Origin of the sequence: Prochlorococcus marinus XMU1411, from assembly GCF_017696075.1 — a bacterium.
Lineage (GTDB): Bacteria > Cyanobacteriota > Cyanobacteriia > PCC-6307 > Cyanobiaceae > Prochlorococcus_A > Prochlorococcus_A marinus_V.
The window spans coordinates 29,813-55,625 of the sequence record NZ_JAAORI010000006.1; the positions used below are offsets into that span (position 1 = coordinate 29,813).

25 protein-coding genes and 2 tRNA genes are annotated in these 25,813 nt (G+C 31.5%); 8 read left to right on the forward strand and 19 right to left on the reverse strand.

The window, feature by feature from the left end:
• The first annotated feature begins 60 nt into the window (after positions 1-60).
• Positions 61-900: a prephenate/arogenate dehydrogenase gene (locus HA145_RS08750; RefSeq protein ID WP_209128763.1), complete on the forward strand. Its 840-nt coding sequence runs from the start codon at positions 61-63 to the stop codon at positions 898-900.
• On the opposite strand, the gene crtD is transcribed toward HA145_RS08750, so the two are convergent.
• Positions 890-2,395, reverse strand: a complete 1,506-nt coding sequence (crtD, locus tag HA145_RS08755; RefSeq protein WP_209128764.1) for a C-3',4' desaturase CrtD — start codon at positions 2,393-2,395, stop codon at positions 890-892. The genes HA145_RS08750 and crtD overlap by 11 nt on opposite strands.
• Before the next feature lie 4 nt (positions 2,396-2,399).
• Here crtD and HA145_RS08760 point away from each other — a divergent pair, with 4 nt between their 5' ends.
• Complete coding sequence (locus HA145_RS08760; protein WP_209128765.1) at positions 2,400-3,278, forward strand: fructosamine kinase family protein; 879 nt, start codon at positions 2,400-2,402, stop codon at positions 3,276-3,278.
• A gap of 7 nt (positions 3,279-3,285) precedes the next feature.
• On the opposite strand, the gene HA145_RS08765 is transcribed toward HA145_RS08760, so the two are convergent.
• Complete coding sequence (locus HA145_RS08765) at positions 3,286-3,651, reverse strand: CAAD domain-containing protein (protein ID WP_011819180.1); 366 nt, start codon at positions 3,649-3,651, stop codon at positions 3,286-3,288.
• A 293-nt stretch (positions 3,652-3,944) separates the two neighbouring features.
• Between HA145_RS08765 and moeB the strand changes: the two genes are divergently transcribed.
• A complete protein-coding gene (moeB, locus tag HA145_RS08770) occupies positions 3,945-5,090 on the forward strand; it encodes a molybdopterin-synthase adenylyltransferase MoeB (protein WP_209128766.1) in 1,146 nt (381 codons plus the stop codon).
• Positions 5,091-5,105: 15 nt separating this feature from the next.
• On the opposite strand, the gene HA145_RS08775 is transcribed toward moeB, so the two are convergent.
• Positions 5,106-6,266 (reverse strand): cob(I)yrinic acid a,c-diamide adenosyltransferase, encoded by a 1,161-nt coding sequence (locus HA145_RS08775; protein WP_209128767.1) that lies wholly within the window; start codon positions 6,264-6,266, stop codon positions 5,106-5,108.
• A gap of 108 nt (positions 6,267-6,374) precedes the next feature.
• Between HA145_RS08775 and larE the strand changes: the two genes are divergently transcribed.
• On the forward strand, positions 6,375-7,199 hold the full coding sequence (larE, locus tag HA145_RS08780; RefSeq protein ID WP_209128768.1) for an ATP-dependent sacrificial sulfur transferase LarE: 825 nt from the start codon (positions 6,375-6,377) through the stop codon (positions 7,197-7,199).
• A gap of 8 nt (positions 7,200-7,207) precedes the next feature.
• Here larE and speD read toward each other — a convergent pair whose 3' ends face one another.
• Positions 7,208-7,642, reverse strand: coding sequence for an adenosylmethionine decarboxylase (speD, locus tag HA145_RS08785; protein WP_209128769.1), 435 nt, complete (start codon positions 7,640-7,642; stop codon positions 7,208-7,210).
• Between the two features lie 51 nt (positions 7,643-7,693).
• Positions 7,694-8,827, reverse strand: coding sequence for a DNA replication/repair protein RecF (gene recF / locus HA145_RS08790; protein ID WP_308789016.1), 1,134 nt, complete (start codon positions 8,825-8,827; stop codon positions 7,694-7,696).
• Between the two features lie 35 nt (positions 8,828-8,862).
• On the opposite strand from recF, the gene HA145_RS08795 reads away from it, so the two are divergent.
• A tRNA-Arg gene (locus HA145_RS08795) sits at positions 8,863-8,936 on the forward strand.
• Positions 8,937-8,946: 10 nt separating this feature from the next.
• Here HA145_RS08795 and HA145_RS08800 read toward each other — a convergent pair.
• The 8 genes from HA145_RS08800 to HA145_RS08835 all read right to left on the reverse strand — a co-directional run bounded on the left by HA145_RS08800 (position 8,947) and on the right by HA145_RS08835 (position 19,359).
• Entirely contained in the window at positions 8,947-9,393 is a 447-nt protein-coding gene (locus tag HA145_RS08800) for an N-acetyltransferase (protein WP_209128770.1), read from the reverse strand.
• Between the two features lie 3 nt (positions 9,394-9,396).
• Positions 9,397-12,366 (reverse strand): phosphoenolpyruvate carboxylase, encoded by a 2,970-nt coding sequence (gene ppc / locus HA145_RS08805; RefSeq protein WP_209128771.1) that lies wholly within the window; start codon positions 12,364-12,366, stop codon positions 9,397-9,399.
• A 53-nt stretch (positions 12,367-12,419) separates the two neighbouring features.
• Entirely contained in the window at positions 12,420-13,538 is a 1,119-nt protein-coding gene (gene gshA, locus HA145_RS08810) for a glutamate--cysteine ligase (protein ID WP_209128772.1), read from the reverse strand.
• On the reverse strand, positions 13,539-15,059 hold the full coding sequence (locus HA145_RS08815) for an anthranilate synthase component I family protein (protein ID WP_209128773.1): 1,521 nt from the start codon (positions 15,057-15,059) through the stop codon (positions 13,539-13,541).
• 59 nt (positions 15,060-15,118) lie between these two features.
• Positions 15,119-15,541 (reverse strand): photosystem I reaction center subunit II PsaD, encoded by a 423-nt coding sequence (locus tag HA145_RS08820; protein ID WP_042851104.1) that lies wholly within the window; start codon positions 15,539-15,541, stop codon positions 15,119-15,121.
• A 111-nt stretch (positions 15,542-15,652) separates the two neighbouring features.
• Complete coding sequence (locus HA145_RS08825; RefSeq protein ID WP_209128774.1) at positions 15,653-17,017, reverse strand: sensor histidine kinase; 1,365 nt, start codon at positions 17,015-17,017, stop codon at positions 15,653-15,655.
• The gene (gene rodA, locus HA145_RS08830; protein ID WP_209128775.1) at positions 17,017-18,285 is read right to left on the reverse strand and encodes a rod shape-determining protein RodA; all 1,269 of its coding nucleotides are present in this window, start codon (positions 18,283-18,285) and stop codon (positions 17,017-17,019) included. Before rodA ends, HA145_RS08825 begins: the two co-directional genes overlap by 1 nt.
• Before the next feature lie 3 nt (positions 18,286-18,288).
• On the reverse strand, positions 18,289-19,359 hold the full coding sequence (locus HA145_RS08835) for an Mrp/NBP35 family ATP-binding protein (RefSeq protein ID WP_209128776.1): 1,071 nt from the start codon (positions 19,357-19,359) through the stop codon (positions 18,289-18,291).
• Between the two features lie 159 nt (positions 19,360-19,518).
• Here HA145_RS08835 and hemF point away from each other — a divergent pair, with 159 nt between their 5' ends.
• Entirely contained in the window at positions 19,519-20,547 is a 1,029-nt protein-coding gene (hemF, locus tag HA145_RS08840) for an oxygen-dependent coproporphyrinogen oxidase (protein ID WP_209128777.1), read from the forward strand.
• A 27-nt stretch (positions 20,548-20,574) separates the two neighbouring features.
• Here hemF and HA145_RS08845 read toward each other — a convergent pair whose 3' ends face one another.
• Positions 20,575-21,132 carry a cofactor assembly of complex C subunit B gene (locus tag HA145_RS08845; RefSeq protein ID WP_209128778.1) on the reverse strand — a complete coding sequence of 186 codons (558 nt, stop codon included), beginning with the start codon at positions 21,130-21,132 and terminating at the stop codon, positions 20,575-20,577.
• 164 nt (positions 21,133-21,296) lie between these two features.
• Here HA145_RS08845 and HA145_RS08850 point away from each other — a divergent pair, with 164 nt between their 5' ends.
• Positions 21,297-21,932, forward strand: a complete 636-nt coding sequence (locus HA145_RS08850) for a ribonuclease D (protein ID WP_209128779.1) — start codon at positions 21,297-21,299, stop codon at positions 21,930-21,932.
• A 3-nt stretch (positions 21,933-21,935) separates the two neighbouring features.
• Here HA145_RS08850 and HA145_RS08855 read toward each other — a convergent pair whose 3' ends face one another.
• Both HA145_RS08855 and HA145_RS08860 read right to left on the reverse strand, forming a co-directional pair.
• Positions 21,936-22,202: a hypothetical protein gene (locus HA145_RS08855; RefSeq protein ID WP_025915186.1), complete on the reverse strand. Its 267-nt coding sequence runs from the start codon at positions 22,200-22,202 to the stop codon at positions 21,936-21,938.
• Positions 22,203-22,237: 35 nt separating this feature from the next.
• Entirely contained in the window at positions 22,238-23,467 is a 1,230-nt protein-coding gene (locus tag HA145_RS08860) for a lipid-A-disaccharide synthase-related protein (RefSeq protein WP_308789014.1), read from the reverse strand.
• A 42-nt stretch (positions 23,468-23,509) separates the two neighbouring features.
• Here HA145_RS08860 and HA145_RS08865 point away from each other — a divergent pair.
• Positions 23,510-23,580 (forward strand) — tRNA-Cys (locus HA145_RS08865).
• A gap of 210 nt (positions 23,581-23,790) precedes the next feature.
• On the opposite strand, the gene HA145_RS08870 is transcribed toward HA145_RS08865, so the two are convergent.
• The 3 genes from HA145_RS08870 to purM form a co-directional block, all read right to left on the reverse strand.
• Positions 23,791-23,958: a hypothetical protein gene (locus HA145_RS08870; protein WP_179850891.1), complete on the reverse strand. Its 168-nt coding sequence runs from the start codon at positions 23,956-23,958 to the stop codon at positions 23,791-23,793.
• Positions 23,945-24,595, reverse strand: coding sequence for a histidine phosphotransferase (locus HA145_RS08875; RefSeq protein WP_209128780.1), 651 nt, complete (start codon positions 24,593-24,595; stop codon positions 23,945-23,947). Before HA145_RS08875 ends, HA145_RS08870 begins: the two co-directional genes overlap by 14 nt.
• Positions 24,596-24,728: 133 nt before the next feature.
• Complete coding sequence (gene purM / locus HA145_RS08880) at positions 24,729-25,772, reverse strand: phosphoribosylformylglycinamidine cyclo-ligase (protein WP_209128781.1); 1,044 nt, start codon at positions 25,770-25,772, stop codon at positions 24,729-24,731.
• Positions 25,773-25,813 lie beyond the last annotated feature (41 nt).

Consider the following 25,813-nt stretch of genomic DNA (forward strand, 5'->3'; position numbering starts at 1 on the left):
TATGAACCTAATATACAAAAAATTGTTATCAATATAAGAGGGTCTTGAATTAATCAATCTATGAAAATTGGAATAGTAGGATTAGGTTTAATTGGCGGTTCTTTAGGATTAAAACTCCAAAGTCTAAATCATACAATTTATGGAATAGCAAATAATGAATTTAATGAAAAAAAAGCTAAGGATAAAAAACTTGCAAATTTTGTTAGCTGTGATCTGTGCTTATTAAAAAAATGTGAGCTAATAATTTTAGCATTGCCTATCAAAGATTTGATCAGTCCGTCTCAACAATTAGTAGCATCAATACCGCAGGAAACAATACTAACTGATGTAGGCTCTGTAAAAGAACCAATTGTAAATACATGGGAAAATTTACATCCTCTATTTATTGGATCCCATCCAATGGCAGGAACAGAAAAAAAAGGAGTTGATTCAGGTTTTGAAGGTCTTTTTAAAAATGCAAAATGGATTATTACCCCAACAAAAAATAGTGATTTAAATTCAGTCAAAACTATTACCGAGCTCATCAAATCAATGGATTGTGAAATTTGCCAAGCTTCGCCAAAAGAGCATGATGAAGCAGTATCTCTAATTTCTCATTTGCCAATATTTTTAGCTTCTGCCCTCATAGAAACTGCGCAAATAAAAAATAATCAATCTTTATTAGATCTCACGCAAAAATTAGCTGCTACAGGATTTGCTGACACTTCGAGGGTTGGCGGAGGCAATGAACAATTAGGCTTAGATTTAGCTATTAATAATCAGATTAATGTTTTAAATTCCATAAATAATTTTAAAAATAAGCTAAATATACTGGAATCTCTTATTAAAGAAAAAAATTGGGATTTACTTTCTAAAAAACTTGCTGAAGCAAAAGAAAACAGACAAAATTTTATAAACTAAAATTTACTATACCTTTGGAAGCTAAAATTTGTCTTGAAACCATTAATGCAGACTGACTAACACCTGCAGTCCCCTCTCCTGGATAAATAGAATCTCCACATAACCATAAACCTTCAAAAGGTGTCCTACTTGATAATCCAAATAAACCAAAAATATCTGGATTTTGACCAAGCCCGCCTACTATTCCATTAGGTCTTTTTGTCCACTTTTCAAAGCCCAATGGAGTTGCTAATTCCCTATGTAGCCATTTTTCAGGATCAATATCAAATTGACTTTCTAATTCAAGGGATATTTTTTTCATGAAACCATTTTTCTTCTTTAAGTAAGTTTGTTTATCTAGATCAAACCAATCTTTAGTGTTAGTAAAGATACTGGCAATTAGAGTAACCTCACCTTTTGGTGCTCTTCCATCACCATCATCACTAATTGATACAAATAACGAACAAAATTCTTTCGAAACAAATTGATAATGATTGGAGAATGTTTTTTTAATATGTTCCTTTTTTAAGGCTGAATAAAAAACTACAGCTCCACTTGGATCAGGCAAATTATTAAGTCGATTTTTATAATCTTTTTTTCTTTCTAAAGGATCTTTCAAATGCTTGAGCAAAGATTGTGGAGGCGCGGTGTAAATCACATCTTTTGCTTGGTAAATAAATGATTTTTTTTTCGAATTAGCAGATACTTGCCAACACATATTTACTTCGTCAAAAGTTATAGAATTAACTTCCTGTCCAAAAATTAAATTAACTCCAGTTTTAATCAATGAACTTTCTAATGATTCACTTAATGACTGCATAGATTTTTTAAGATGCCACAGACCATGTGGCTGTTGACACATTTGAAGAACAGTAGAACCATACAATGCTGCGGTATTATAAACGTCCTCTTGAGAATAAAGTTTTAGTTGAAGATTTAAAAATTTAATCAAGCGCTCATTCTTGGATAATCCACATATCCGCAATAGATCAAAAATAGTAGATTTAAGTAAGATACCTGTGACAAGGTTTGAAGGTACTAGTGCTTTAAGAAGTTGAGAAAAATCCCAAAAATTACTTATCGGTAATACAGGATTATTATTAGCAAATATCCAATTACTTTCATGTATTAGGGTACAAAGTTTCCAAAATCTTTGACTCCCAGGAAATTGCATTTCTCGTTCAGCAATCCATTTACTTCTTTCATACCAAATAGATATAGGATTACCACCATCATTTAAATCAACAATGCAAGCGGGGTCTAAAATTGCAGCTTCTGGGGATGGAATATCTAAAAAATCAAAAATTCTAGAATGTATTCCTCCCTTCTCTAAACCAGCAACCTGAGTTGCGCCAACATCGAAAGTATAATTTTTTCTTTTAAAAGTCCCGGCACATCCTCCAGCTTGAGTATGAGATTCGATTAAAGTAACTGATAAGCCTTGTTTTGATAAAATCGCTGCAGAAGTTAGTCCTGCTATACCAGCGCCTACAACAATAACTTCAGACTTTCTCATTAAAATGCAAAAATTATCTCCTATTGAAATTAACGAAATTTGTGAAGAATTAGGTGAAACCTATCCAAAAAGTATTGAACAAGTACATGGTGGTGAAATTCATAGTGCATGGCGAATAGAATTCTCAAACAAAAAGTTATTCCTTAAAAGAAACATTAGAAACAAAAAATTTCTTGAATTTGAAAAATATTGTCTTCAACATTTAAAAAAGTATATTAATCAAGAAAACTTAATTATTCCTGAAGTTATTGCATATAAAAACATAAAAAATATAGAGATTCTTTTAATTGAATGGATAGATATGCATAACTTTGACCAAAAAAAACTTGGAAAAGGTTTAGGTGAATTACATCTAAAATCAGCTGAATCTAATCACAAAATGTTTGGTTTTCCTGTTGAGGGTTTTATCGGAACAACAAATCAGAAGAAAGGCTTGGAAGATAATTGGATAGATTGTTTTTTAAACTTAAGGATAATACCTCAATTATTAATTCTTAAACCAACGACATTAGATAAAGAAATCATAAATAAAGTTGAAGAAAAAATTAAATCAGAATTGCTTAGTCATAAACCAATAAATGCCTTAGTACATGGTGATTTGTGGTCGGGAAATGCAGGAATGGATAAAAGTGGAAAGGGGGTTATTTTTGACCCAGCATCTTGGTGGGCAGATAATGAAGTAGATATAGCTATGACAAAACTATTTGGAGGTTTTAGAAAAGAATTCTATGAAGAATACCATAGAATTTTTCCTATAAAACAAGGCTTTGAAAAAAGAATTATTATTTATAATTTTTATCACATATTGAACCATGCCAATATGTTTGGAGGAGGGTACTTAAAACAAGTTAAAGATTACGTAAAAGCGATACTCAATATGTAATCTTTTACTAGCCTAAATATGTCTTTTTAAGATTTTGCACCTTATCTAAAACAGCTTCACGATTTTCACTAGTACGAAGATTTTGCCAGCTCCATTGACCGACAACAATTACACCTAGTAGTTCAAGTAAACCAGGGAGAATTGGGAAAAAGTTTATCGTGTCAATGACAACTTTAATTATTATCTGAGCTATTACGACAACAGCAATTATGCCTGCCGCCTTGCCATACTTACCCATTTGAGTCCAATCAACATTACCTAAGGTTTCATTGACTTTTCCCATGACATCAGAGTACTTCTCTGAAAAGCTTTTGGTTTCTGAGCTTGTATCGGAGCCGGAGTCTTGGTTTGACTCTGGAGTGTTATCACTCATGAATTCAGTAAACTTAATATATGAACCAGACAGTATCGGAAAAAACGTCTGTTGACTACCTTTTTGTTGTGCAAAATTCCGAACCGAAACATTTTGTATTTTTTAGAAGCGTTGATATATAAAGTTTCTAGAGATATTTAAACTTAAAATTGATTTATAAAAACTTCACATTATCGTCTAGTTCTAACAAAAACATTAATAAATCACACTAATAAGAAATTTTTAAAAGGCTAAAATTTTTATTTTAATTATTATGTTTTCATAGTTTAGCTCTAAAAAATTAAAGGATCTATATGTCCAAAGATATCAAATTTAATTTCTTAAACTCTGATGAAGAAGAAAGATATCAAAAACATTTAACCCTTAAAGAGATAGGATATAAGGGTCAAATAGATCTTAAAAACAGCTCAGTATTATGCATTGGAGCAGGTGGTCTTGGGTCTTCAGTTTTGCTTTATCTAGCAGCAGCAGGAATTGGGAGAATTGGAATAGTTGATAACGATCAAGTTGAAAAGTCTAATCTCCAGAGGCAAATAATTCATGAAACGAATACTATTGGCAATCTTAAAATTGATTCTGCTAGGGATAGAATTAAAAAATTCAATCCTAATTGTGAGATATCAACCTTTTCAGAGAGAATTAATCCTAAAAATGCTCTGAAAATAATAAAGGAGTTTGATGTTATTTGTGATTGCTCTGATAACTTTGGCACAAGATACTTAATAAATGATTCATGCCTGATATTAAATAAACCCTTAGTCTTTGGAAGTGTACAAGGCTTTGAAGGGCAAATAAGTGTTTTCAATTTATTTAAAAATAGTCCTAATTTAAGAGACTTACTTCCAGAATCACCTTCAAAAAATGCTGTCCCTAGTTGTGCAGAATTCGGGGTTGTAGGTGTTTCAACAGGTTTAATAGGCATTCTTCAGGTTAATGAAATTATCAAAATCATTTTGAAAAAAGGTGAAATTTTAGATGGGAAGATTTTAATTTTTGATCTATTGAATATGAATATGAAAAAATTACATCTAAAAAGTGATCATTTGAATAAAAGAATAAAAAATCTGTCTCAGTTTGGGAGTTTTTATAATAGCGATGAATATTGTGAAAATAATCATGACATTAAAAGAATTAATGCTAATGACTTTAATAGTTTATACAAAGCAAAACCCAACAAAATTCTTTTAATTGATGTTAGAGAAAATGAAGAATTTTCTACTTCAGCGTTAGAGGGATCTATATCAATTCCCTTAAGTCATTTGAACCAAGAATCTGACTTAAAATTTATTCAAAAGGAAAGTTTAAGTAAAGAAGTTTTCACTATATGTAAATCAGGGAAACGTTCTGAAAAAGCGTCAAGAATCTTATCTAAATTCAAAATTCATTCAAGATCTATTGAAGGCGGCATTGAAAAGGTAAAAAAAATATTGTGCAATTAATAATTTTAAGAATATTTAGTAATCTACACCTCTTTTCAAATCAACTCCAACATTTGCATAATGTTTATGACAAACCATTTCAGAGTAGACATCAGCAAGTTCAAAGTATGAAGGCTCATTTTTACACCTCCCAGTAATGACAACTTCTGTATCTGATGGTTTTTTCAAGAGAGTTTGATGAATTGATTCCACAGGTAGCAGCTCTAAATCGACAGTTGGATTCAATTCATCTAAAATAATTGTTTTATACAAACCAGACAAAATAGCAGCTTTAGCAATTTCCCATGCTCTTTCAGCCTCGACATAATCAATTGGTTGTTGCTGACCTCTCCATACAATGGCATCTCTACCTGAACGCAAATGATCTACTAAATGGGGGTAACTCTCTCTCAAAGCTTCTATAGCAGCATCTTCGGTATAACCATTCCCACCTTTTAACCACTGTAATATTAAAACTCTATGACTTTTGTCTTGAGATATTCCTTTACCGATAGCTTGAAGTGCCTTACCAAGTGCACTTGTGGATTTACCCTTTCCTTCACCTGTATAAATCTCAATTCCACCACTAGAACTACTTTGTCTGGTTTGTGTTGATAAGTCTCTTGTCAAACGTGGTCTCATTTCTGAATGGAGTTGAGATATTCTTACCAAAGAGGAAGGAGCTGCCCTTCCAGTAATGATAATTTCTAATCCATCTGGACGATTTTGAAGAGAGTCAACTACTTCATTGATATTAAGCATTCCTAAATCAAGAACTGGGTTCAACTCATCTAATACAACTACAGAATAAAGAGAACTAGCAATTGCTCCTTTAGCAATATTCCAACCTCTCTCAGCTTCACCAACATCAAACTTTGTCACTTGGTCAGCAGTAAAGAATTCAGATCTTCCTGTCCTAACATGGTCAATTAAATGTGGAAAGCCTCTTTGCAAAGCCTCTATAGCTGAATCCTCGTCATATGGGCGCTCAGGACCTTTCAAAAATCTTAGAAGTAAAACCCTTGACTGTCTTTTTTCACATATTCCTAAACCAATTGTTCTGAGAACTACTCCCAAAGCAGCCTGACTTTTTCCCTTACCCTCTCCATCATAAATATGTAATTGTCCTTTTGATCTCTCTTGACTATCACTTGCAGTGACAATTCCAATACCTTTATTTCTACTCGAATTCGCCAATTGAACAAAATTAATAGATTTAATCTAATATATAAATAAGAATATTATTAAAGATTTAATAATAAATTCAACCTATTCATATGTTACTTGAATTTTAAAGTAATTAACATGTTCAATCAACTAGAAATTCTCTCTGATGAACAAAGTGAAAAGCTTTATACAATTAGAAGATACATAAAGAATCTTGAAAGTGTTTGTATTGCTTATTCCGGAGGAGTTGATAGTACATTAGTAGTATCATTAGCATTCGAGCAATTAGGTAGCAAAGCAATTGCAATAACTGGTATTTCTCCTGCATTAGCTAATACTCTTCGCGAAGAAGCAAGAAGTCAAGCAAAATGGATTGGGGTAAAGCATTTAGAAATTAAAACATCAGAATTAGAGCAATCAAGTTACAGCAATAATCCAAAGGATAGGTGCTTTGCATGCAAAAAAGAGCTCCACAAACATACAAACTACCTTTCTAAAAAACTTAATTACAAGATTGTTTTAGATGGAGTCAATCTTGATGATCTTAAAGATTACAGGCCCGGTATAAAAGCCTCAAAAGAAGCAGGAGTTATCTCTCCCCTTGCAAAATTTAAATTCTCTAAGCAAGACATTAGGGATATATCAAGAGCATTAGGTTTTCCTTGGTGGGATAAACCTGCTCAGCCTTGTTTATCATCAAGATTTCCTTATGGCCATGAAATAACTAGTGAGAGGCTAAAAATGGTAGAGAAAGCAGAAGAATACCTCAAAGAAGGTGGTTTGTCGGAGGTTAGAGTTCGATGCCAAGGCTCAACTGCAAGAATAGAAATTCCCCAAGATGAATTAAAGCATTTTTTTAACAAATATAATTTTAGTGAGTTGGTTCAATATTTTTCTAATTTAGGATTTAATTGCACAAGCTTAGATCTTGAAGGACTAATAAGCGGAAAATTAAATAGATAAATATTGTATTAAACAGCCGTTCTGATCTGATGAGGAACAGCTGAAGGTGGATTTCGCTCAATAACACGCAAAGAATGTTCTTTAGCCATCAAAGATTCAATTAAATATTGACTAGCTAGTTCAGGCATCATATTTTGACCACATGTAAAAATATCGATTGCACAATAATTAGATTCAGGCCAAGTATGTATGGAAATATGAGATTCTGCCAGTAATGCAATTGCCGTAACCCCCTGAGGCTCAAATTTATTACTTATCAAATTCAGAACTGTTGCATTTGCCAATTTTGAAGCTCTGTTTAAAATGCAGCGTAAAAAGGATTCGTCATTTAATTTTTCGCAATCGCATTTATAAAGTTCCAATAAAAGGTGCTTACTTTGATGAATCAATTTTTGATCATCACTAAACGAACTTAAATTTTGACTTTTTTTGTAGATTTCCATTTAAGAACATTATGTGAATTTAAGATTAGCTAAAAATCATTATTATTTGAATTATAAATGAATGATTTGTGACGAGCCTAATAAAGACTGATTAAATTTATCTAAATGCGTCGCACTTATAAAACATTGACTATCTTTGCCAACAGAATTCAATAACAAATTTTGCCTGGTTAAATCTAATTCCGCCAAGACATCATCCAATATTAATATTGGAGGGACATTTAATGTTTTAGTTAATAAATCTAATTCAGCCATCTTTAAAGCCAAGATGAAAGTTCTTTGCTGACCTGATGAACCATATTTTCTAACTGAAACATTATTAATTAGAAACTCAACATCATCACGATGAGGGCCAAAATTACATTTTCCAGTCAATGCTTCTAGTGAACGCTGATTTAATAGTTGTTCTGCTATTTTTTTACTAATAACTTCTTCTTCTTCTTCTTCTGGACTTATATTTTGTATCCCCGAAAGATAGTTTATGCTTATTTGCTCTTTAGATTTACTTAAATGATTATGCCAATATTCAACATAAGGTTTTATTTTTAATAAAGCTCTTCTTCTTCGCCTAAAAATTCTTGTACTTATTATTGACATTTGAATATCAAAGCTTTCAATAATCGCTGAGGATTGGGTTTTTGAGAAGCTTTCGGAACGCCAAAAATGACTTCTTTGCTTTAAAAGCCTGTTAAATCTACTTAATAGGTCTAAATATACTGGTTCAAGCTGAGATACAACTTTATCAATCCATATTCTTCGATAACTTGGTTCACTTCTAACAATATCTATATCATGAGAACAAAAACATACACTCCGAATATAATTCTTTATTTCACTCTGTTTTTTTAAGATTGATTCATTGATGTATATTCTTTTAGGGCCTTTTCTGAACAAATTTAACTTTAAATCGTCTTGAAAATTTATCTGTCCTATTACTACAGCCATATCACTATCATTCTCTATTAAGTCTTTATCGCTTAATGCTCTATTAGATTTTAATTGACTTAAAAATTCAACCGATTCAAGTAAATTTGATTTGCCAATACCGTTACAGCCAAGAACAATTGATCTTTGCTCTTTTAAATCAATTTCAAAACTTTTATGGTTCCGAAAATTTTTAATTTTTAATTTATTTAAAAAAATTTTTTTTGTGCATTCATTAATTAAATTAGCTAAGTTTAAAATATTTAGATTTTCTTTAAAGAAATTGAAAAATTAAAGGGCATGTAGCTCAGTTGGATAGAGCATCAGATTCCGGTTCTGAGAGTCGGGGGTTCGAATCCCTCCATGCTCGTAATATAATTTTATAGTTTATATCCCATTACTCTTATTCCATTTGGATCTAAGATAAATCCATTTTCCTCTAAACTTAAAAACGAAGAGACTGGAGCCTGTACAGAAATACTGCATCCAGGCATTTCTCTATTTATTTTCTCAAGAGTTAATCGAAGCAATATTGAATAATAAAGTTGTTGATTATCACCTGGCAATGCACTTAAATTCCACAAGTTAGCATTCAATCCCCTGTCGGAAGTAACCCTCACAAAGCCATATAATTTATTTTTTAATTCACTCTGTATGGTAAAAAAGAAATTACTTTCCTGAATAGCTTCAGAAAGAGGTTTTATTGGAAATGTATCACAACCACAATTCGCTAAGAGTTTATTAACTTCTTTAGCTAATGGTATTTGCGACGAGTTAACAAAATAACCTTCTGGAAGAACAAGTTTTTTATTAGAAAAATATTGCAATTATCAACCTGTATTTCTCATGCCAGCTGCAATCCCATTAATAGTTAAAAGTGCCCCCCTCAATAGTTCACTTCTACTGTAAGCTCTTCTAGATTCGTCTTTATCAATAAGAAATTCGCTTACAGGGGGTTGTCTTGTTTGGTCTCTTAGTCTTCTTAAAAGTGAAACCTGCAAAAACCCCAATGGAATGATTGTCTTATTTCTCAAGCTTACTGATGATTTCAAGTCCCTATCAGATTCGAGGAGCTTATTTTTACCAGTAATTTCAAGTATTAAAGATTTTGTAAGATTATATTCTTTTGAAATTACCTCAAAAATATCATCAAAAGAATCTTTATTTTCCTTACTGCCAAGAGTATCAACATAATATCTAGCAACTTCCAAATCCACCTTAGATAACGTCATTTCTACCTTAGATATAAGCATCCTGAAAAATGGCCATCTTTGATGTAAGACTCTTAATAATTCAATTTGTTGTGGGTCAGAATTTAATTCAGATGATAATGCAGTGCCTACTCCAAACCAACTTGGCAAAAGAAACCTACTTTGCGTCCAACCGAATACCCACGGAATAGCTCTTAAACTTGACAAATCTTTTGCACCTTTTTTTCTTCTCGCGGGTCTGCTAGATATCTGTAATTTACTTATTTCTTCTATTGGCGTAACTTCTTGAAAAAAATTTAACAAATTTGGATTCTCATGAACTAATTTTCTGTAGTGAGACCTTGATGTTTCTGCCAACCTAGACATTAGTTGATTCCATTCTGGAGTAGCATCAAGTCTATTGTTTACCAAACTATTTTGAATAACAGCTGTAGTTACAGTTTCTAAATTATATAGAGCTAATTCAGGAAGACTATATTTTGAAGCTAAAACTTCCCCTTGTTCAGTAATTTTTATTCGCCCTTTTAAAGTTCCACTTGGTTGAGCTAATATTGCCTGATAGGCGGGCCCTCCCCCTCTACCTACAGAACCACCTCTTCCATGAAAAAGTCTTAGCAATATATTATTTCTACTCGCAAGATTTTGGAGAGCTATTTGGGCTCTATGAATTTCCCAATTACTAGACACAAAGCCTGAATCCTTGTTGCTATCAGAATATCCAAGCATTAATTCTTGAAGAGGTTTAAAAGATTCTCCAACTTTTGGCAATAATGATCTATAAAAATCTAATTTAAACAATTTTTCCATTACTTCTGGTGCTCTTTTGAGGTCCTCAACTGTTTCGAAAAGAGGAACGACTAATAATTTTGACTTTTGTGAATTTTGATCAAGGAGTCCCGTTTCTTTTGCCAGTAATAGAACTTCAAGCAAATCTGATGCACTATGGCTCATTGAAATCACATAAGAATGACAAATACGACTTCCAAATTCTTGCTGAAGTCTCTTCACCATTTTAAAAACTGAAAAAGTTTCTTCTGTAGTTTTTGTCCAATTAACATCAGAGGGAATTAAAGGTCTTTTGGTATTTAATTCGTCAATAAGCCATATAATTTTCTCTTCCTCAGACATTTGGTCATATAGCACAGATAAATCAAGATAATTTGTAAGCTCTTGTATAGCTTCACTGTGCCTTGTACTTTCTTGACGAATATCTAAACTTGCTAAAGAAAATCCAAAAATATGAACCTGAGTAAGCAAGTTATTTACTGACTCACAAGTTAAATCTGTACTAATCAGACTATTTTTAATAAGTTCGAGATCATAAGTAAATTCGTTCACTGATTTGTAATATAAGCTTTCAACTTTGTCTATATTTTGAGTATCAATCTCTCCCTTTAAGTCAAATTTCCATCCGTTATCAGCTAATAAATTATTCCTTTCCTGCGTTAACCTTAATTTTTCTAAGATATAACTTAATTTTAATCTATAAGGTTCTGATCTATATCTTGTAGCCCTTGCTTCATAAATTTCTGGGAACTTAACCCTATCTGTTTCTAATGACTCTAATAGTGAAGAACTTACTTGACTCCATTGCATTGAGACACTTAATTGGTCTCTAAGATTTGATATTGCAATAATATATCTTTCCAACATCAACTGCCGTTGGAAGCATGCGGTTCTCCAAGTTATCTCAGGTGTAACCGATGGATTTCCATCCCTATCAGAGCCCACCCAAGAACCAAAGTTACAAAAAGATTCAGAGGGCATCTGCACATCTGGATAGTTCTCGGAAAGTGCTTCAGCGATTCTGCCTCTCAATTGAGGCATTGCATTAAATAAAACTTGCTGAAAATAATGCAAAGCATAATCAACTTCATCTAAAACTGAAGGTTTAAATTGATGTAATTCATCTGTTCTCCACCAAAGCCTTACCTCTTCTTTTAATTGAGTTTTGATGGAATTTTTTTCATCTTTTGTAAAAAATTGCTCTACCTGTATTTTTTTTAACAAATTTGCGACTCTAGTTTGCTTATGTCTAATCGTATGTCTTACTATCTCCGTCGGGTGTGCAGTAAAAACTAAACGAATATCCATTTCCTGCAATAACTCCTCTAATTTTCCTGGGGGTACGTTTAATTTCCTCAGCCTATAAAATAATTCCCTAAAAGTTACTGGAGCATTTTGCCTAGCCAATGCTGGAGCGAAAGGATCAAGATTATCAGGGGATTTTTTTACATCCTTATTAGTAAAGCTCTGAATATATCTATCTTCCTCAACTCTTTGTTCAAGAATATTAACTAGTTGAAAATACAATGAAAAAGCTCTTGCGGCTGCAATGGATTCTGCCAAATCCATAGAATTTACTATATCGACTATTTCATTTTTATAAGTTTTTGTACTTTCACCATCAATTTGTTTTGAATAACTTAACTCTTTAAGCTGTATCAATCTCTCAGCCTGATCTTCTGGGCATTCTTCTCTAAGTACAGATTCCCATAGTTCCTCTATTAAAAGACGATTTTTATCACGTGGATCATTATTACTTACCAAATCCACATTATTATTTTTAATCTGTTGAAAAGATTTCATATTATCATTATGTCACAATTGCAAATGATCAGATCAAATATTTATTTTAATCATCAAACACTTTCTTCTTCTTCCTTCATCATATCATCGATAGATATATTAATTATCTGCTCAATAGAAAGTCCTTTTTGATATTGATTTATCCATTTCATAGATTGATTACCTTCTTCAAGTACTTTATAGACAGGTTTCAAAAGATGTTGCATATTAAATTTTTCTGCCGTGGGTGATAAATCTGATAATAAATTTTCAATCCATTCTCTACAAATAACTTTTTTACCATCTTGCCAGTGAATCAACTCTGAATTCAAACTCTCTTTAGCAGCAATCATTTCATTTTGATCACATATTTCTATTAATTCATCAATAGAAAAAATACTCGAAGTCATGGGATCTAAAGTTTGTAAATTCTCAAAAAGATTTAAAATCCTTAGTTCCAGCATTGCCGTTATCCCTAACAGCAAATTTATATCTTGAACGAAATCACAAATTCTTAATTCCAACCGATCAAGAATTAAAGGCCTTTGAGGACCATTTGGTCGAATTGAAGACCAAAAATGCCTAATATTTTGCATATTTTTATTGGCTATATTTTGCTTGATCCAATCTATATAGCACTTATGATTAACAAAAAAAGGAACTTTGCTTGGTGTTTTAGGAAACTGAATCCATCTCTGAGAGTGATTTCCAGTAATTTTATTATTTAAAAAAGGTGAGCTAGCGCTTATTGATAGATACAAAGCAGCCTCTGATCTTATCAACCTTATAGCAGCAAAAAGTCTATCTAAGTCATCTATGCCTATATTTATATGTACACTAGATGTTGCAACAGAGATTCCGTAATTATCTTGTATAAATTGATGATAAGTATTATTAATATCAGATCTTTGAAATTCAATATCGTGTTTAAAACAAAGAGTTGATGAAGGAATGATTGTTAACCCTCTATTGTTTAACCATTGCCTTAAATTTTTTCTTGGCGTTATTAATTTCTCGTATAAAAACTTATAATCTTTTTCTGGTGTTGTAATGTATTCAACATTTCTTTTATCAGGCTCTTTAACAAAATCAGGAAATTTTTCTTCAACATCAGTTGAAACTCCAATATGGGAATTCGAAGAACCTGTAAAAAGTTCCACTTCAAAACCCTTATAAAGATTATTTTTAATCATTTATTTACCCAAACAAGCTAATGCTTTAAGTATTCCCTTTGCTTTATTTAATGTTTCTTGATATTCATTTACTGGAGAAGAATCAGCAACTATTCCAGCACCTGCTTGCACTGAAACATCATATTTTCCATCTTTTAAGGGTTTAACTATCATTGTTCTTATTGTAATTGCCGTATTTAATGCACCATTTATATCAATTGATCCGTATACTCCAGCATAAGGTCCTCTAGCATCTTTTTCAAAGTGTTTAATCAATTGCATGGCCCTTATTTTTGGTGCACCGGTTACTGTCCCAGCAGGAAAACATGCCTTAAGCAAGTCCCATACGTCAGTATTGTTTTTTAAGATCCCCTCAACTTCACTAACAATATGCATAACATGTGAATATTTCTCAATAACCATTAAATCTTTGACCTCCACAGTACCAATTTCGCAAACTCTTCCAAGATCGTTCCTACCAAGATCTATTAGCATTACATGCTCAGCTATTTCTTTTGGATCTTTTAATAAATCCTTTTCTAGTTCCAGATCTTGTTGACTATCAATACCTCTTGGTCTTGTCCCAGCAATTGGTCTTAAGCTTGCAACAATCTGATTATTTTTATTTTTTTCAGCTTTAACCATAACTTCAGGACTTGAACCTATCAGATACCATGAGCCAAAATCAAAAAATGACATATATGGAGATGGATTTACCATTCTTAAACTCCTATATAAATTAAAAGGATCGTTATTAACTTGAGTATTAAATCTCTGACTTATAACTATTTGAAAGATATCTCCTTTTCTTATATATTCTTTTGCAGAAAGAACTGCATCCTCAAAATCTTTTTTATTCCAATTACTTTTAAGATCTAAATTCAAATTCTCATTTTCATTCCAATCTAAAAACTCATCTTTTTTTAAAGGAACTTTCATTAAATTTCTAGTTTTCTGAATTTTAGAAATTGAATTTAGATAAACATCTTCAATACAAGACTCTTTTACAGAAGTTATATCTGCATAAACTACTGCTGTGATACATCTTTTGATTTGATCAAAAACAACTAATTGATCAAAAAACATCCAAGAACCATAAGGTATATTGCTGTCTTGTATTTCATTTATTGGAACACTTGGTTCTATTTGATTAATTAATTCATAACCCCAAGAACCATATAATTGTCCAATTGATGGCAAGTCATCAATCATGAATGATTGATATTGGTTTGTCCAAGTTCTTAAAATATTAAAAGGATCTCCTTTATATCTTTTTGTTTTTCCATCATTCCAAGTTTTAACTATTTCTTCTCCATAACAAATTGCTTCCCAAAGAGGTTTAGTAGCCACAATACTCCATCTGCCCAAATTTTCCCCGCCTTCAACAGACTCAAGGAAAACACCATGAGAATCGCGTTCTGATAGTTTCAAATAAGTAGATAATGGAGTCTCTAAATCTGCTGGCCAAGTTTGAGTAATAGGTATAAAATTTTTACCTTCTTTGTAGGCCTTTAAAAAACTATCTTTCTTTGAGCTGATCATATTAATAATGTCAACCCAAATTATAATTATATTCTAGTTTTATATCAACTTTTAGAAATTTAATCAAAAGTATTTTTAGTTGTGAATTTCAACCCTGCTGGATTAGGATTTTCACCAATTCTCCTGGGGTTATGGCCAACTTTTTCTCTACCCTCATTAACCTTCTCAGGGAAAACTCCATCTTTTGGATGTAAGAATTCAGTATCACCACCTGGGAAAATTCTATAGATTTTAAAATCTTCAATTCTTGGTTTGAAGGCTCTTAATTGTGTCCCTAATGCAAGGCATTGTTCTTTTCTTGCAAAATACATTAGATTATCACCTTCATGCATAATAGCCGCCCCACCAGTGGGCAATTCAAAGGCTTGTTCCTTGGAACTTTTCCATACAATTGCATATTTTTCTTCGGTTTCTGCTGAGTTTAATAAACCCCCAGTACTTCCTATATGCTTTGGAAATTGACCAACTAAAGTTTCAGTCATCCTTGATTTTGAGTTATTTCTTATAAGAAATTAGCATTCATATTTTGCAAAATTATAAATTTACAAGAAATTTTCTACATTATTTAATATATGGAAAAATTATTTCTCATTTTATTTTGAATCTGAAATCGGAAAAAAAACTGTTAAACCTGTATCACGCCTTTGTGTGACATGCCCTCCTAAGCTAGCCAACAACTTTTGAGTAGCATTTTGACTAAGTTGTAAACTACCCGTTTGAGGGTTCCAATTTAAAACAGGACCAATATCAGAACCGTTATCTTTTTTTAGAATTTCTTTTTGATTACTTCCTAATTTTTGCACTTTTAATTGAAGTTTAAGTTTTTGACCAGCTGGCCTTAATTCTAAAATTAATGTACTACCTTCTTTTAATCCTCTAGTATTTTTATTAATTAATCCAGTTAACATTAATTCCAATTTTTCAGAATCACTCAAAATTTGCGGAAGTTGATTGGGGATGTCAATCTTTAAAGAAATCCCACGTCGATTTAATTGTTTCTTCCATAAAGGAGCAAGCTTTTTAAAAATTTCGGCTAAATTAATTTTTGCCAAGTTATTTAACGAAGGAACTTCATTACTCACTAATTCTGCTGCATTAAAGATTAAACCAAACCTATCAATTTGTTCATTACATTCATTATCTATTTGAATCAAACGATTTTTCATTGATTCGTCCATCTTATATTTTTTTAAAGTAGAGCTTATAAGAGTTCTTATTGTTGCCAAAGGCGTTCTTACTTCATGAGATATTGCACGTAATAATTTTGCTTCAGTTATTTGCACATTTTTTTCATCGTTTTTTGAAGAATTCTGTATATTATGATTTGGAGAAATATTTGCTAATTTTGCCGATAATGTTGGCCAAAATAATTTTTCAAATTGATTATTAATATTAAGGTTACCTAAATTATTGATTGCATTACGAAATTTTACTCCTTCCTCATAATTTTCTTGGTTTAATTTTGCATGCATTAATTCAATTGAAAGTTTAAGGCTTTCTTCATCACACTTCATTAATAGAATTTTTTTATCTTTTTCTCCTGCAATTGATAATATGCATTGAAAATTTGGGGTGATTATCATCAAAAAAGGTTCATAACCATCTTCTTGACTAAGATTTAAGACTTTATAATTACTAACTAAATCGAAATCTTTTTTTATCTTATCTGAATTATTGACTGGTAAAAAACCTGCATTCTCATTCTGAAAATATGGAAAACCCTCAGGAGACCAAAGCCATCCATAAAATTGATTTAAAAATTTTTTATCATTAAAAGCAGGCAAAGGTGAGGCAACCCAAATTCCCCCATGTTTATAATTCTGAGATAGGAAATCTTTTTGAATAACTTCTAAAGAAGCCCACCACATTCTTCTGGATGAATCATCATCCACATGTATAGTTTGAACTCCTTTAATCAAAAGTTCTTGAATTTTTTTTATAGTAATTTGTGATTTCATCAATTTCTTAATGATCTAGAGCGTTTCAAAATAGATAAAACAAATCCAATAGATATAAAATTAGTCACTAATGACGTTCGTCCATAGCTCATAAAAGGCAGGGGAATCCCAGTCACTGGTCCTAATCCGATAGTCATAAATAAGTTAATAATTATTTGAAATAAAAAAGTTGAGGCTATTCCAATAACAATTAGGGATTCAAAATTAGTCCTAGCAATTGTTGCAGTATTAATAAGTTTTTTAATCAAAAAAAAGAACAAAAATAAAACTATTATGCACCCCACAAAACCCAATTCTTCGCCTAAAGCACTGAATATAAAATCAGTATGTTGTTCCGGTATAAATTGCAAATTAGTCAGCTTACCTTGTAGCAAACCAGTCCCAAATAATCCTCCAGAACCAATTGCAATTTTACTCTGTATCAAATGATATCCGCCACCTAATGGATCTCTACTTGGATCTAAAAATAAAACTAATCTATCTTTTTGATAATCTTTTAAGCCATATTCCCACAAAATTGGTGTAAATTTTGCCACTAATAAATGAAACGAAATAGCGAGAGCAGAAAAAATAATTTTCTTTTTTGAAGATCTATAAGCAAGATATCCTATAACTGGAATCCAGAAAATAAGAAGAGTTGGTAAGGTTAGATATAGTATTGATGTGATAATACAAAACACTAATAGCAAAATCCACTCTATGGGCATTTGAGACCAATAGAGCATTACACCTGTCAAAACAATTAAAACTAAAGAGGTACCTAAGTCCGGTTGAAAGAAAATTAATAACCAAGGAATAACTACTACTAGTAAGGGCAATACTAAATCTTTTATTGTTAGAATTATTTTTTTGTCGAGTACTAAAGCAAGAGTTAATACAGTACTAAGTTTAGCTACCTCTGAAGGCTGAAAAGAAAAGATGCCCAAGTTTAGCCATCTTTGAGCTCCAGAAACTGAAATCCCAAAAAAATAAATAAGTAATAAGGATATTAAAGTACAAAAATAAAATGGAACCAAATACTTTCTAATTCTCTCTAACGGTATATAAGAAATAAAAAATGCTAAGAAATAACCTAAACAACCAGTTAATATATGACCTAAATAGTTAGATACTAAAAAATCACCCTGAATACTTTTTATCAAAAAACCCGAAATAATAACTAAAAACAGGGGAATAATAAGTAGCGGAGAAAATAAAAAACCTCTATTAAAGTTATCTTTTTTTTGTAAAAAAACTCTGTTATTTAACAAAGAAATTCTCTTAAACATCAATTAAGCATTAACAAATTGATTCTTAATTAATTTAGCTAAATTACCAAATACGACAGAACTTTCTTTATTGGGCTGGCTTATTGAGATTGGTACACCTTTGTTACTATCATCAACAAGAGGGATTTCAATAGGAATTTGAGCTAATAATGGTAAGTCATTTTCGTTAGCTAATGTTTTTCCACCACCTTTACCAAAAATTTCATATTTTTTATCTGGCATATCTGGCGGAATAAATACTGACATATTTTCTACAATTCCCAGTAGAGGTACTCCGAGTTGTTTAAACATAGCTAATCCCCTCCTTGCATCTTGCAAAGAAACTTGTTGAGGGGTAGTGACAACTATAGCTCCAGAGATAGGAACAGATTGAGAAAGGGATATTTGAGCGTCTCCTGTTCCTGGAGGTAAATCAATAACCAAAAAATCAAGATTATTCCATTCAACTTGGTACAAAAATTGTCTGATAATACTATTAAGCATTGGCCCCCTCCATATAACTGGCTGACCTTCTTCTATAAGGAAACCCATTGATACCAATGAAATTCCATATTTATTTATCGGTATTAACCTTTGATCACTGCCACTTCCTTCTGTAACCTTTGGATTCTGTTCGGCGACTCCCATCATTGAGGGAGTATTAGGTCCATATATATCCGCATCCAGCAAACCAGTTTTCAAGCCTAATTTAGCTAGAGAACAAGCGAGATTAACTGCAATTGTACTTTTTCCAACTCCACCTTTACCACTGCTAACAGCTATGATATGTCGAATTCCATCAATCTTCTGCAACTCAGGAGCATTACTCTGATTTTGAGATTCTGTTTTGGGAGGATTATTATCTATCTCTATTTGGACATCATCAATATCTTCAAAATCCAGTAGTACCCCTCTAACCTCTTGTACAATTCTATCCCTCTGAGAATTTGCAAATGATGGTAATGATAATGTTACGATTACTCTCGGTATAGTTACTCTTACATTTTTAATCCAAGCTAATTCAATTACATTTTTCTGTGATCCAGCATCTAGAACTTTTTGTAAAGCAAAATTCGCATCTTCTATTGTGGTCATTAAATTTTTAAATATTTTGACAAGGTAGTCGACTGTTTAAAAGATTAAGAACTATGTCGAACTATCAAATAATAGGCAATAAGGTCCCCCTAAGAGAAATTATAAAGAGAAACTTATAATTAACCCAAAAATTTTTTTTCTTCAAGATTTACTAAATACATGTTGAAAGAACCTCCTAAAAACTCGAGAGAAAAAACTAAAAATCTCTTATTAACTCTGCAAGACAAAATTTGTTCGGGACTTGAAAATGTAGATGGCAAAGGGAAATTTACAGAGGAATCCTGGCTAAGAGACGAAGGTGGCGGTGGAAGATCAAGAGTATTGAAAAATGGTTCTATTTTTGAGCAGGCAGGCGTTAATTTCTCGGAAGTACAGGGAAAAGAATTACCTCAATCTATAATCTCTCAGAGGCCCGAAGCAAAAGGTCATGAATGGTTTGCTACGGGAACCTCTATGGTTTTACATCCTAGGAATCCCTATATTCCTACAGTTCATCTGAATTATAGATATTTCGAAGCTGGTCCTGTTTGGTGGTTTGGGGGAGGTGCAGACTTAACCCCTTTTTATCCTTATCTTTCTGATGTAAGGAATTTTCATAACGAGCATAAAAAAGCTTGTGAGAAAGTTAATCAAGATTTACATAAAGTTTTCAAACCATGGTGTGATGAATATTTTTTCTTGAAGCATAGAAATGAATCTAGAGGCATAGGAGGCATTTTTTATGATTATCAAGATGGTTCAGGCAATATTTATAGAGGAAATAATCAAAATGGAGAGGCATCAAAAGCTTCACAAAATATTGGCAGATCTGATTTAAATTGGGATAATTTATTTTCTTTAGCGGAAAACTGTGGGCAGGCATTCCTCCCTTCATATTTACCCATTATTGAAAAAAGAGCTTCTCAAACATTTGCATCGAAGGAAAGAGAATTCCAACTATATCGAAGAGGTAGATATGTCGAATTCAATTTAGTTTGGGATAGAGGTACGATTTTTGGACTACAAACAAATGGCAGAACTGAATCTATATTAATGTCCTTACCGCCTTTAGCTAGATGGGAATATGGATATAAAGCTAAAAAAGATTCTCGAGAGGAATTGCTCACATCAATTTTTACAAAACCCCAAGATTGGTTAAATGATAAAGAGTTAGAGAAATTCTGTATGGAGAATAATATTTTTGATTAAATTTATCGAATAAAATTTTAAGGTATCTTAAATAGGTGTTTTAAATAAAGAACCGTCACTTTTTAATTGAAGTTTTTCTCCAAGTTCATTTTCTAAAGAGATTAATTCATCCCTATGCGCTCTTAGTCTCATGAAAGTTGAATCATTTTCATTTTTGTTCATCAACCTTAATTCAAATTTCTCCTCTCTTGCTGATTTTTTAAAATAAACAATTCCAGACAAAGGGCCACCAATTAATCCCAAAAGAATAGGCCACCAACCTAATTCAGGATATATTTGAATAATTACTAATCCCAAAGCACAAGAACCAAAACCGCCAAGAAAACCTAAAAAAATTGCTAAAAATTTACTAGAAACAACTTGACCCTTGAATATTAAAATTCTTTGTTCAAAATCTCCTCCTGTTTGCTTCCATCCCCGCAAATTAAGCCATTCACATAAACCATTTAAAACCTTAACTGGCTGCTGAGAAGATGAAATCTCAACGATGGTAGTTCTATCTTTACTGGAAGCCCTAAGAAAAAAAAATAATCCTATGGCCAAGAGAATTGTTAGCAATAATGTTGAATTTAAGGAATAGGACATCAAAAAAATTTTTTCTACTAACTCTAGAATAAAAATTAAAGTTACATCATATTATAATTTTTTAAAATTATTCTGTAAAATATCCCTATTAGATAAAAATTCTTAATTAAATCAAATCTTAAGTAATATTCTAAATCTTAAATTACTTTAAGTACTTATTAACAATGACTATTGAAAATAAAAATATTGATCTTCTTTATAGCGATTTAACTAAGGATTTATACAATCTTTATAAAAAATCATCCTACCTAGCTATTGATACCGAAGCAATGGGGTTAATTCATGGAAGAGATAGACTTTGTTTAGTACAAATCTGTAATGAAATGGGTAAAACATCCTGTATAAAAATAGAACTTAATACCTCTTCTTCACCTCATTTAAAATCACTTCTTGAAGATGACAAAATTACTAAAATATTTCACTATGCAAGATTTGATGTAGCAGCTCTAAAATGCAATCTTGAAATTAGTACAAAAAATATTTTTTGTACTAAGATTGCTAGTAAATTGGCAAGAACTTATACAAATAAACACGGTTTAAAAGATTTAATAAATGAATTACTAGGCATAGAACTGGACAAAAGCTCTCAAAGTAGTGATTGGGGTAGCAACGAAGATTTAACAAAAAATCAATTAGATTATGCAGCAAATGATGTTAGATATTTAATTGAAGCGATGCATAAATTAAAAGTTATCTTAGAAAGAGAAAATAGATATGAATTAGCTCAAAAATGTTTCGAAACAGTTTCTGTACATGCTGATTTAGATATACTAAAATTTTCAAATATATTTGAACATTAAGAATCAATCTTCAGTTAAAAAATTATCTTCACCATCAAGAGTTTCCATAAGCTTATCAAGTATTCTTGAAGAACTTAATTTATCTCCATCATTTTTTTCACAAATTTTTAAGACATTTTGCGCAACTTTTATTTTTTCTTGAATAGTTTTCGAGCCTTCTTTTGCAATTTGAATTTCTACTTTCTTCTTCGCAGAAGATAAGCTTATACTCATAAGTTTTGCAATCTCTGCACAAATTTTTAGATATTGCCGATCATTTATTGGATACATAAAAAAATTAAAAATTAATAAACTAGTGCCATTTACTAAGATAACAAATAAAGATTTATAGCATCTACGATTTTCTTACTTGCTCCGGATTTACCCATTCTTTTTTTTCCAATTTTTACTTGTTCTAACCTATCAACTTTTCCTTTCAAAAGTAAACTTAAACGTTTTAAAAGAATTTTTTTGTTCTTGCAAACTAAAACACTACCTCCTAATAATCTTGATTGCCTTTTAGCAAATGATTTTGTAAATTGTGGTCCAGGTCCCGGTAGAGAAAGAGATGGAATTCCAAGGCCAGCAATTTGCTCTGTAGCAGTTCCTGCATTAGATAAGCCAACTTCTGCCAAACTGGCCCATGAATTGAATTTACCTTTTCCAATCACTACATATTGATCTTTCTTTTTCCATACTGAATCTTCATCAATTAGAAATTTAACTTTACTCTGTTTTATAAAACCATATTTATTTAAATAACTTTGAATTTGAATCACATTCGCATTAATGCTCAAAGGCAAAAGTATTACCAAATCCTTTGACAAATCAAAATCTTGCAAACAATTAAGAAAATTATCAAGATTTTTAAGAGCTTCAGGGTATCTACTTCCAACTAACAAAATAATCCTTTTAAAAGAAATAATATTTGATATCTTCTCGTTTGTTGCCTTAACAAAATCCATCATTGGATTACCTAAGTATTTTGCATCAATATTTTTTCTATTCAAATTATTAGCTGTAATTTTATCTCTCATAATTAAATTTTTACATCTTGGAGATTGCATTAAAAACATTTCCCATGGATCCCATTCTGAACCTTTCAACTTATGATAAAAATCGCTGAAATCCCAACCTGGTCCACTATTCCAAGTATGGTCACTTTTAGGAGTTCCAATAAAACTAAATTCGCATTCTGAACTCCAAGCGTAAAGTAATGGCAAGAAATCGCCTACTGCGATAATTTTGCAGTTATGTTTTGACTTCTGTTTTACAAGTAGAAAATTTCTTAAATTATCGATTAAAAATCCTGCAAAGAAATCAAGCACAAATCCCTTCAGACTTTGATTACTAAAACCTCCACTAGGCAGCTCTTTTAAATATCCTATTTTACGAAAATTCTTTGATTTTATGGAATTAAATACATCTCCATTTCCTACTAATGGCAAAACTTCAATATTTTTATTTTTTATTTTTTTTAGTAATCTTTTTATTATTTCCGATGCGATTACATCTTCTCCATGACCATTGCATATAAATAATAGAGAATGAGACACCTTACTGTTAAGATCATAAAAAGACTCAATCGAATCTTTTCCGGCGGCATGGCCAAGTGGTAAGGCAGAGGATTGCAAATCCTTTATCCCCAGTTCGAATCTGGGTGCCGCCTTATTGAATTTTTTTACGCATTTTATAATGAAGTTTTCGAAGAACTTCAATTTGAAATAAAGGGTATAAAGTTTCAATTACTTATTGAGATATAGAAAAATAATCTTTTCTTTATTATTGATAAATAATACCCCATATACATTAATAAATAAAATTAAATGGATTTATTAATTATTTCCATCGAATTATTTATATGTAAATTTGAATTATTTTAATAATCATTATCTGCTACACACATTCCTAAACATCTAACACCATTTGATGCAGTCCTTTTGCAATGATTACATAAAATGGGATCTTTCTCTGAAGTAAGGTTAATTTTTGAATTATTTTGATCTTTAAAACTTATTAACTCTTGTGTTGAATCAAATAGAGTCATTTTTAGAATCTTCACCTGGATCGATACTAACAACTAGTGAAGCATTAGTGTTGGAAGAGGGTATATCCATAATTTTCACAGTTTCTTTAGGCTCATCAATAATTTGATTTTCTTCAGTACTCTTACTCTCATCAACTGCACAAGCTTCAAGAGCCTCTCGAAGAAGCGAATCAAAAGTTGCTCCAGGCAATCTATGTCTAGCAACCTCAAGAAAAGTTCTCGGTAACGATTCAGATGCAGCATCTCGTAAAGCTGGGTTATTTTTTCTATGTTCTTGTTCTTCTTCTATTGATTTAATAAACCTCAGTGTGACATCTCTTTTGGTAGAAGCTTTTATCAGCGTATCGTTTTCAGGGTTACTAACATTAGGTTCATTTTCAAGATCACTAAGTCTTTTTTCCAAACTATTTAAAACTTCATTAGCTTCTTTACTAATATGCGCTAATTGACCATCAGATAAATTAGGTAGATCAGCTACAAAAACTTTCCCATGATCCCTTAATGTCAAGAAAGTTGGTCTTGGGCCTTGAGCCTGTCTACCAAATGATTCAGAATTATTACCTATCGGTCTTTTTGGAGGTGTAGGGCCAGCTGAACTACGTCTACGTGTAATTCTTTGATTATTTGCAAAGGGCATTGAATAAAAGGTTAAATCTTAATACTTAAACTTCCGATATAATTCGGCGGTAATTTTATTATATTACACCTAACTTTTTCATTTGGGTATAAAAAATAATTTTTTAAAACTCATTTTAAAAAGATAAAAAAATTTAAGTTAAAATTTCTGGCAAAAATTTACTAATTGTTGAATTATTTTTTCGAACTACCTTTCCAATTACCCAACTATCTATGTCATGATCTTCACAGATACTGAATATCGCTTCCTTAAATTGTTTATCAATAATTAAACAAAATCCCACTCCAAGATTGAAAGTATTCCAAAAATCTTTTTCAGGAATGGATCCTTCCTCTTTAAGGAATTTAAATAAAATAGGGATTTCCCAAGAACTGGTATTGATATATGGAATAAAATCAGAAGGGATACATCTTGGTAAATTTTCTGGAATTCCTCCTCCAGTAATATGAGACATTGCTTTAATTTCTATATTTTCAGATAAAATTTGATTAATTACATTATTGTAAATTTTTGTAGGTTTCAATAACTCATCATAAAAATTTAAGTGAGAAACTTTTTCAAATGCTTTATCTATTTGATTATTGTTTTGAATAATTTTTCTTACTAAACTAAAGCCATTACTATGAACTCCATTACTTTTTAAAGCAATTATTAAATCATTTTCAGATACTTTTTTACCATTAATAAGCTTATCCTCATCAACTATTCCAACACAAAATCCTGCAAGATCATACTTATTTTTTGAATAAAATCCAGGCATTTCGGCAGTTTCTCCGCCGAGTAATGAACAGTTGTTTTCTCCGCAGCCATGTGAAATTCCCTGAACAACCCTCAATAATTGTTTCTTATCAAGTTTACCAGTAGCAATATAATCCAGAAAAAATAAAGGTTTTGCCCCACTTGTAATGATATCGTTCATGCACATAGCAACTAAATCAATACCAACCTCAAAGTGAAAGTTTTTACTTTGGGCTAATTCTAATTTTGTTCCAACACCATCAGTGCCTGAAACAAGAACTGGTTTTTTAAAACTATCGATAGGTATTCTAAATAAACCTCCGAAGCCACCAATACCTTCAATCACATTAGATGTATGAGTTCCTTCAACTGCCTGTTTAATTTCGGAAACAAATTCTCGCCCAGCTTCTATGTCAACACCTGATGTTTTGTAATCCATGAAATAATAATGATAGACTTTCCCTATATAGATATTCCTCC

Coding starts and splice junctions, on each gene's coding strand:
- hemF (WP_209128777.1), top strand. CDS start 19,519: ATGTTGAAAGAACCTCCTAAAAACTCGAGAGAAAAAACTAAAAATCTC.
- HA145_RS08825 (WP_209128774.1), bottom strand. CDS start 17,017: ATGAAATCACAAATTACTATAAAAAAAATTCAAGAACTTTTGATTAAA.
- HA145_RS08835 (WP_209128776.1), bottom strand. CDS start 19,359: ATGACCACAATAGAAGATGCGAATTTTGCTTTACAAAAAGTTCTAGAT.
- HA145_RS08760 (WP_209128765.1), top strand. CDS start 2,400: ATGCAAAAATTATCTCCTATTGAAATTAACGAAATTTGTGAAGAATTA.
- crtD (WP_209128764.1), bottom strand. CDS start 2,395: ATGAGAAAGTCTGAAGTTATTGTTGTAGGCGCTGGTATAGCAGGACTA.
- HA145_RS08845 (WP_209128778.1), bottom strand. CDS start 21,132: ATGTCCTATTCCTTAAATTCAACATTATTGCTAACAATTCTCTTGGCC.
- larE (WP_209128768.1), top strand. CDS start 6,375: ATGTTCAATCAACTAGAAATTCTCTCTGATGAACAAAGTGAAAAGCTT.
- moeB (WP_209128766.1), top strand. CDS start 3,945: ATGTCCAAAGATATCAAATTTAATTTCTTAAACTCTGATGAAGAAGAA.
- HA145_RS08765 (WP_011819180.1), bottom strand. CDS start 3,651: ATGAGTGATAACACTCCAGAGTCAAACCAAGACTCCGGCTCCGATACA.
- HA145_RS08875 (WP_209128780.1), bottom strand. CDS start 24,595: ATGCCCTTTGCAAATAATCAAAGAATTACACGTAGACGTAGTTCAGCT.
- HA145_RS08850 (WP_209128779.1), top strand. CDS start 21,297: ATGACTATTGAAAATAAAAATATTGATCTTCTTTATAGCGATTTAACT.
- gshA (WP_209128772.1), bottom strand. CDS start 13,538: ATGATTAAAAATAATCTTTATAAGGGTTTTGAAGTGGAACTTTTTACA.
- HA145_RS08820 (WP_042851104.1), bottom strand. CDS start 15,541: ATGACTGAAACTTTAGTTGGTCAATTTCCAAAGCATATAGGAAGTACT.
- HA145_RS08750 (WP_209128763.1), top strand. CDS start 61: ATGAAAATTGGAATAGTAGGATTAGGTTTAATTGGCGGTTCTTTAGGA.
- speD (WP_209128769.1), bottom strand. CDS start 7,642: ATGGAAATCTACAAAAAAAGTCAAAATTTAAGTTCGTTTAGTGATGAT.
- rodA (WP_209128775.1), bottom strand. CDS start 18,285: ATGTTTAAGAGAATTTCTTTGTTAAATAACAGAGTTTTTTTACAAAAA.
- HA145_RS08855 (WP_025915186.1), bottom strand. CDS start 22,202: ATGTATCCAATAAATGATCGGCAATATCTAAAAATTTGTGCAGAGATT.
- HA145_RS08815 (WP_209128773.1), bottom strand. CDS start 15,059: ATGATCAGCTCAAAGAAAGATAGTTTTTTAAAGGCCTACAAAGAAGGT.
- HA145_RS08870 (WP_179850891.1), bottom strand. CDS start 23,958: ATGACTCTATTTGATTCAACACAAGAGTTAATAAGTTTTAAAGATCAA.
- ppc (WP_209128771.1), bottom strand. CDS start 12,366: ATGAAATCTTTTCAACAGATTAAAAATAATAATGTGGATTTGGTAAGT.
- purM (WP_209128781.1), bottom strand. CDS start 25,772: ATGGATTACAAAACATCAGGTGTTGACATAGAAGCTGGGCGAGAATTT.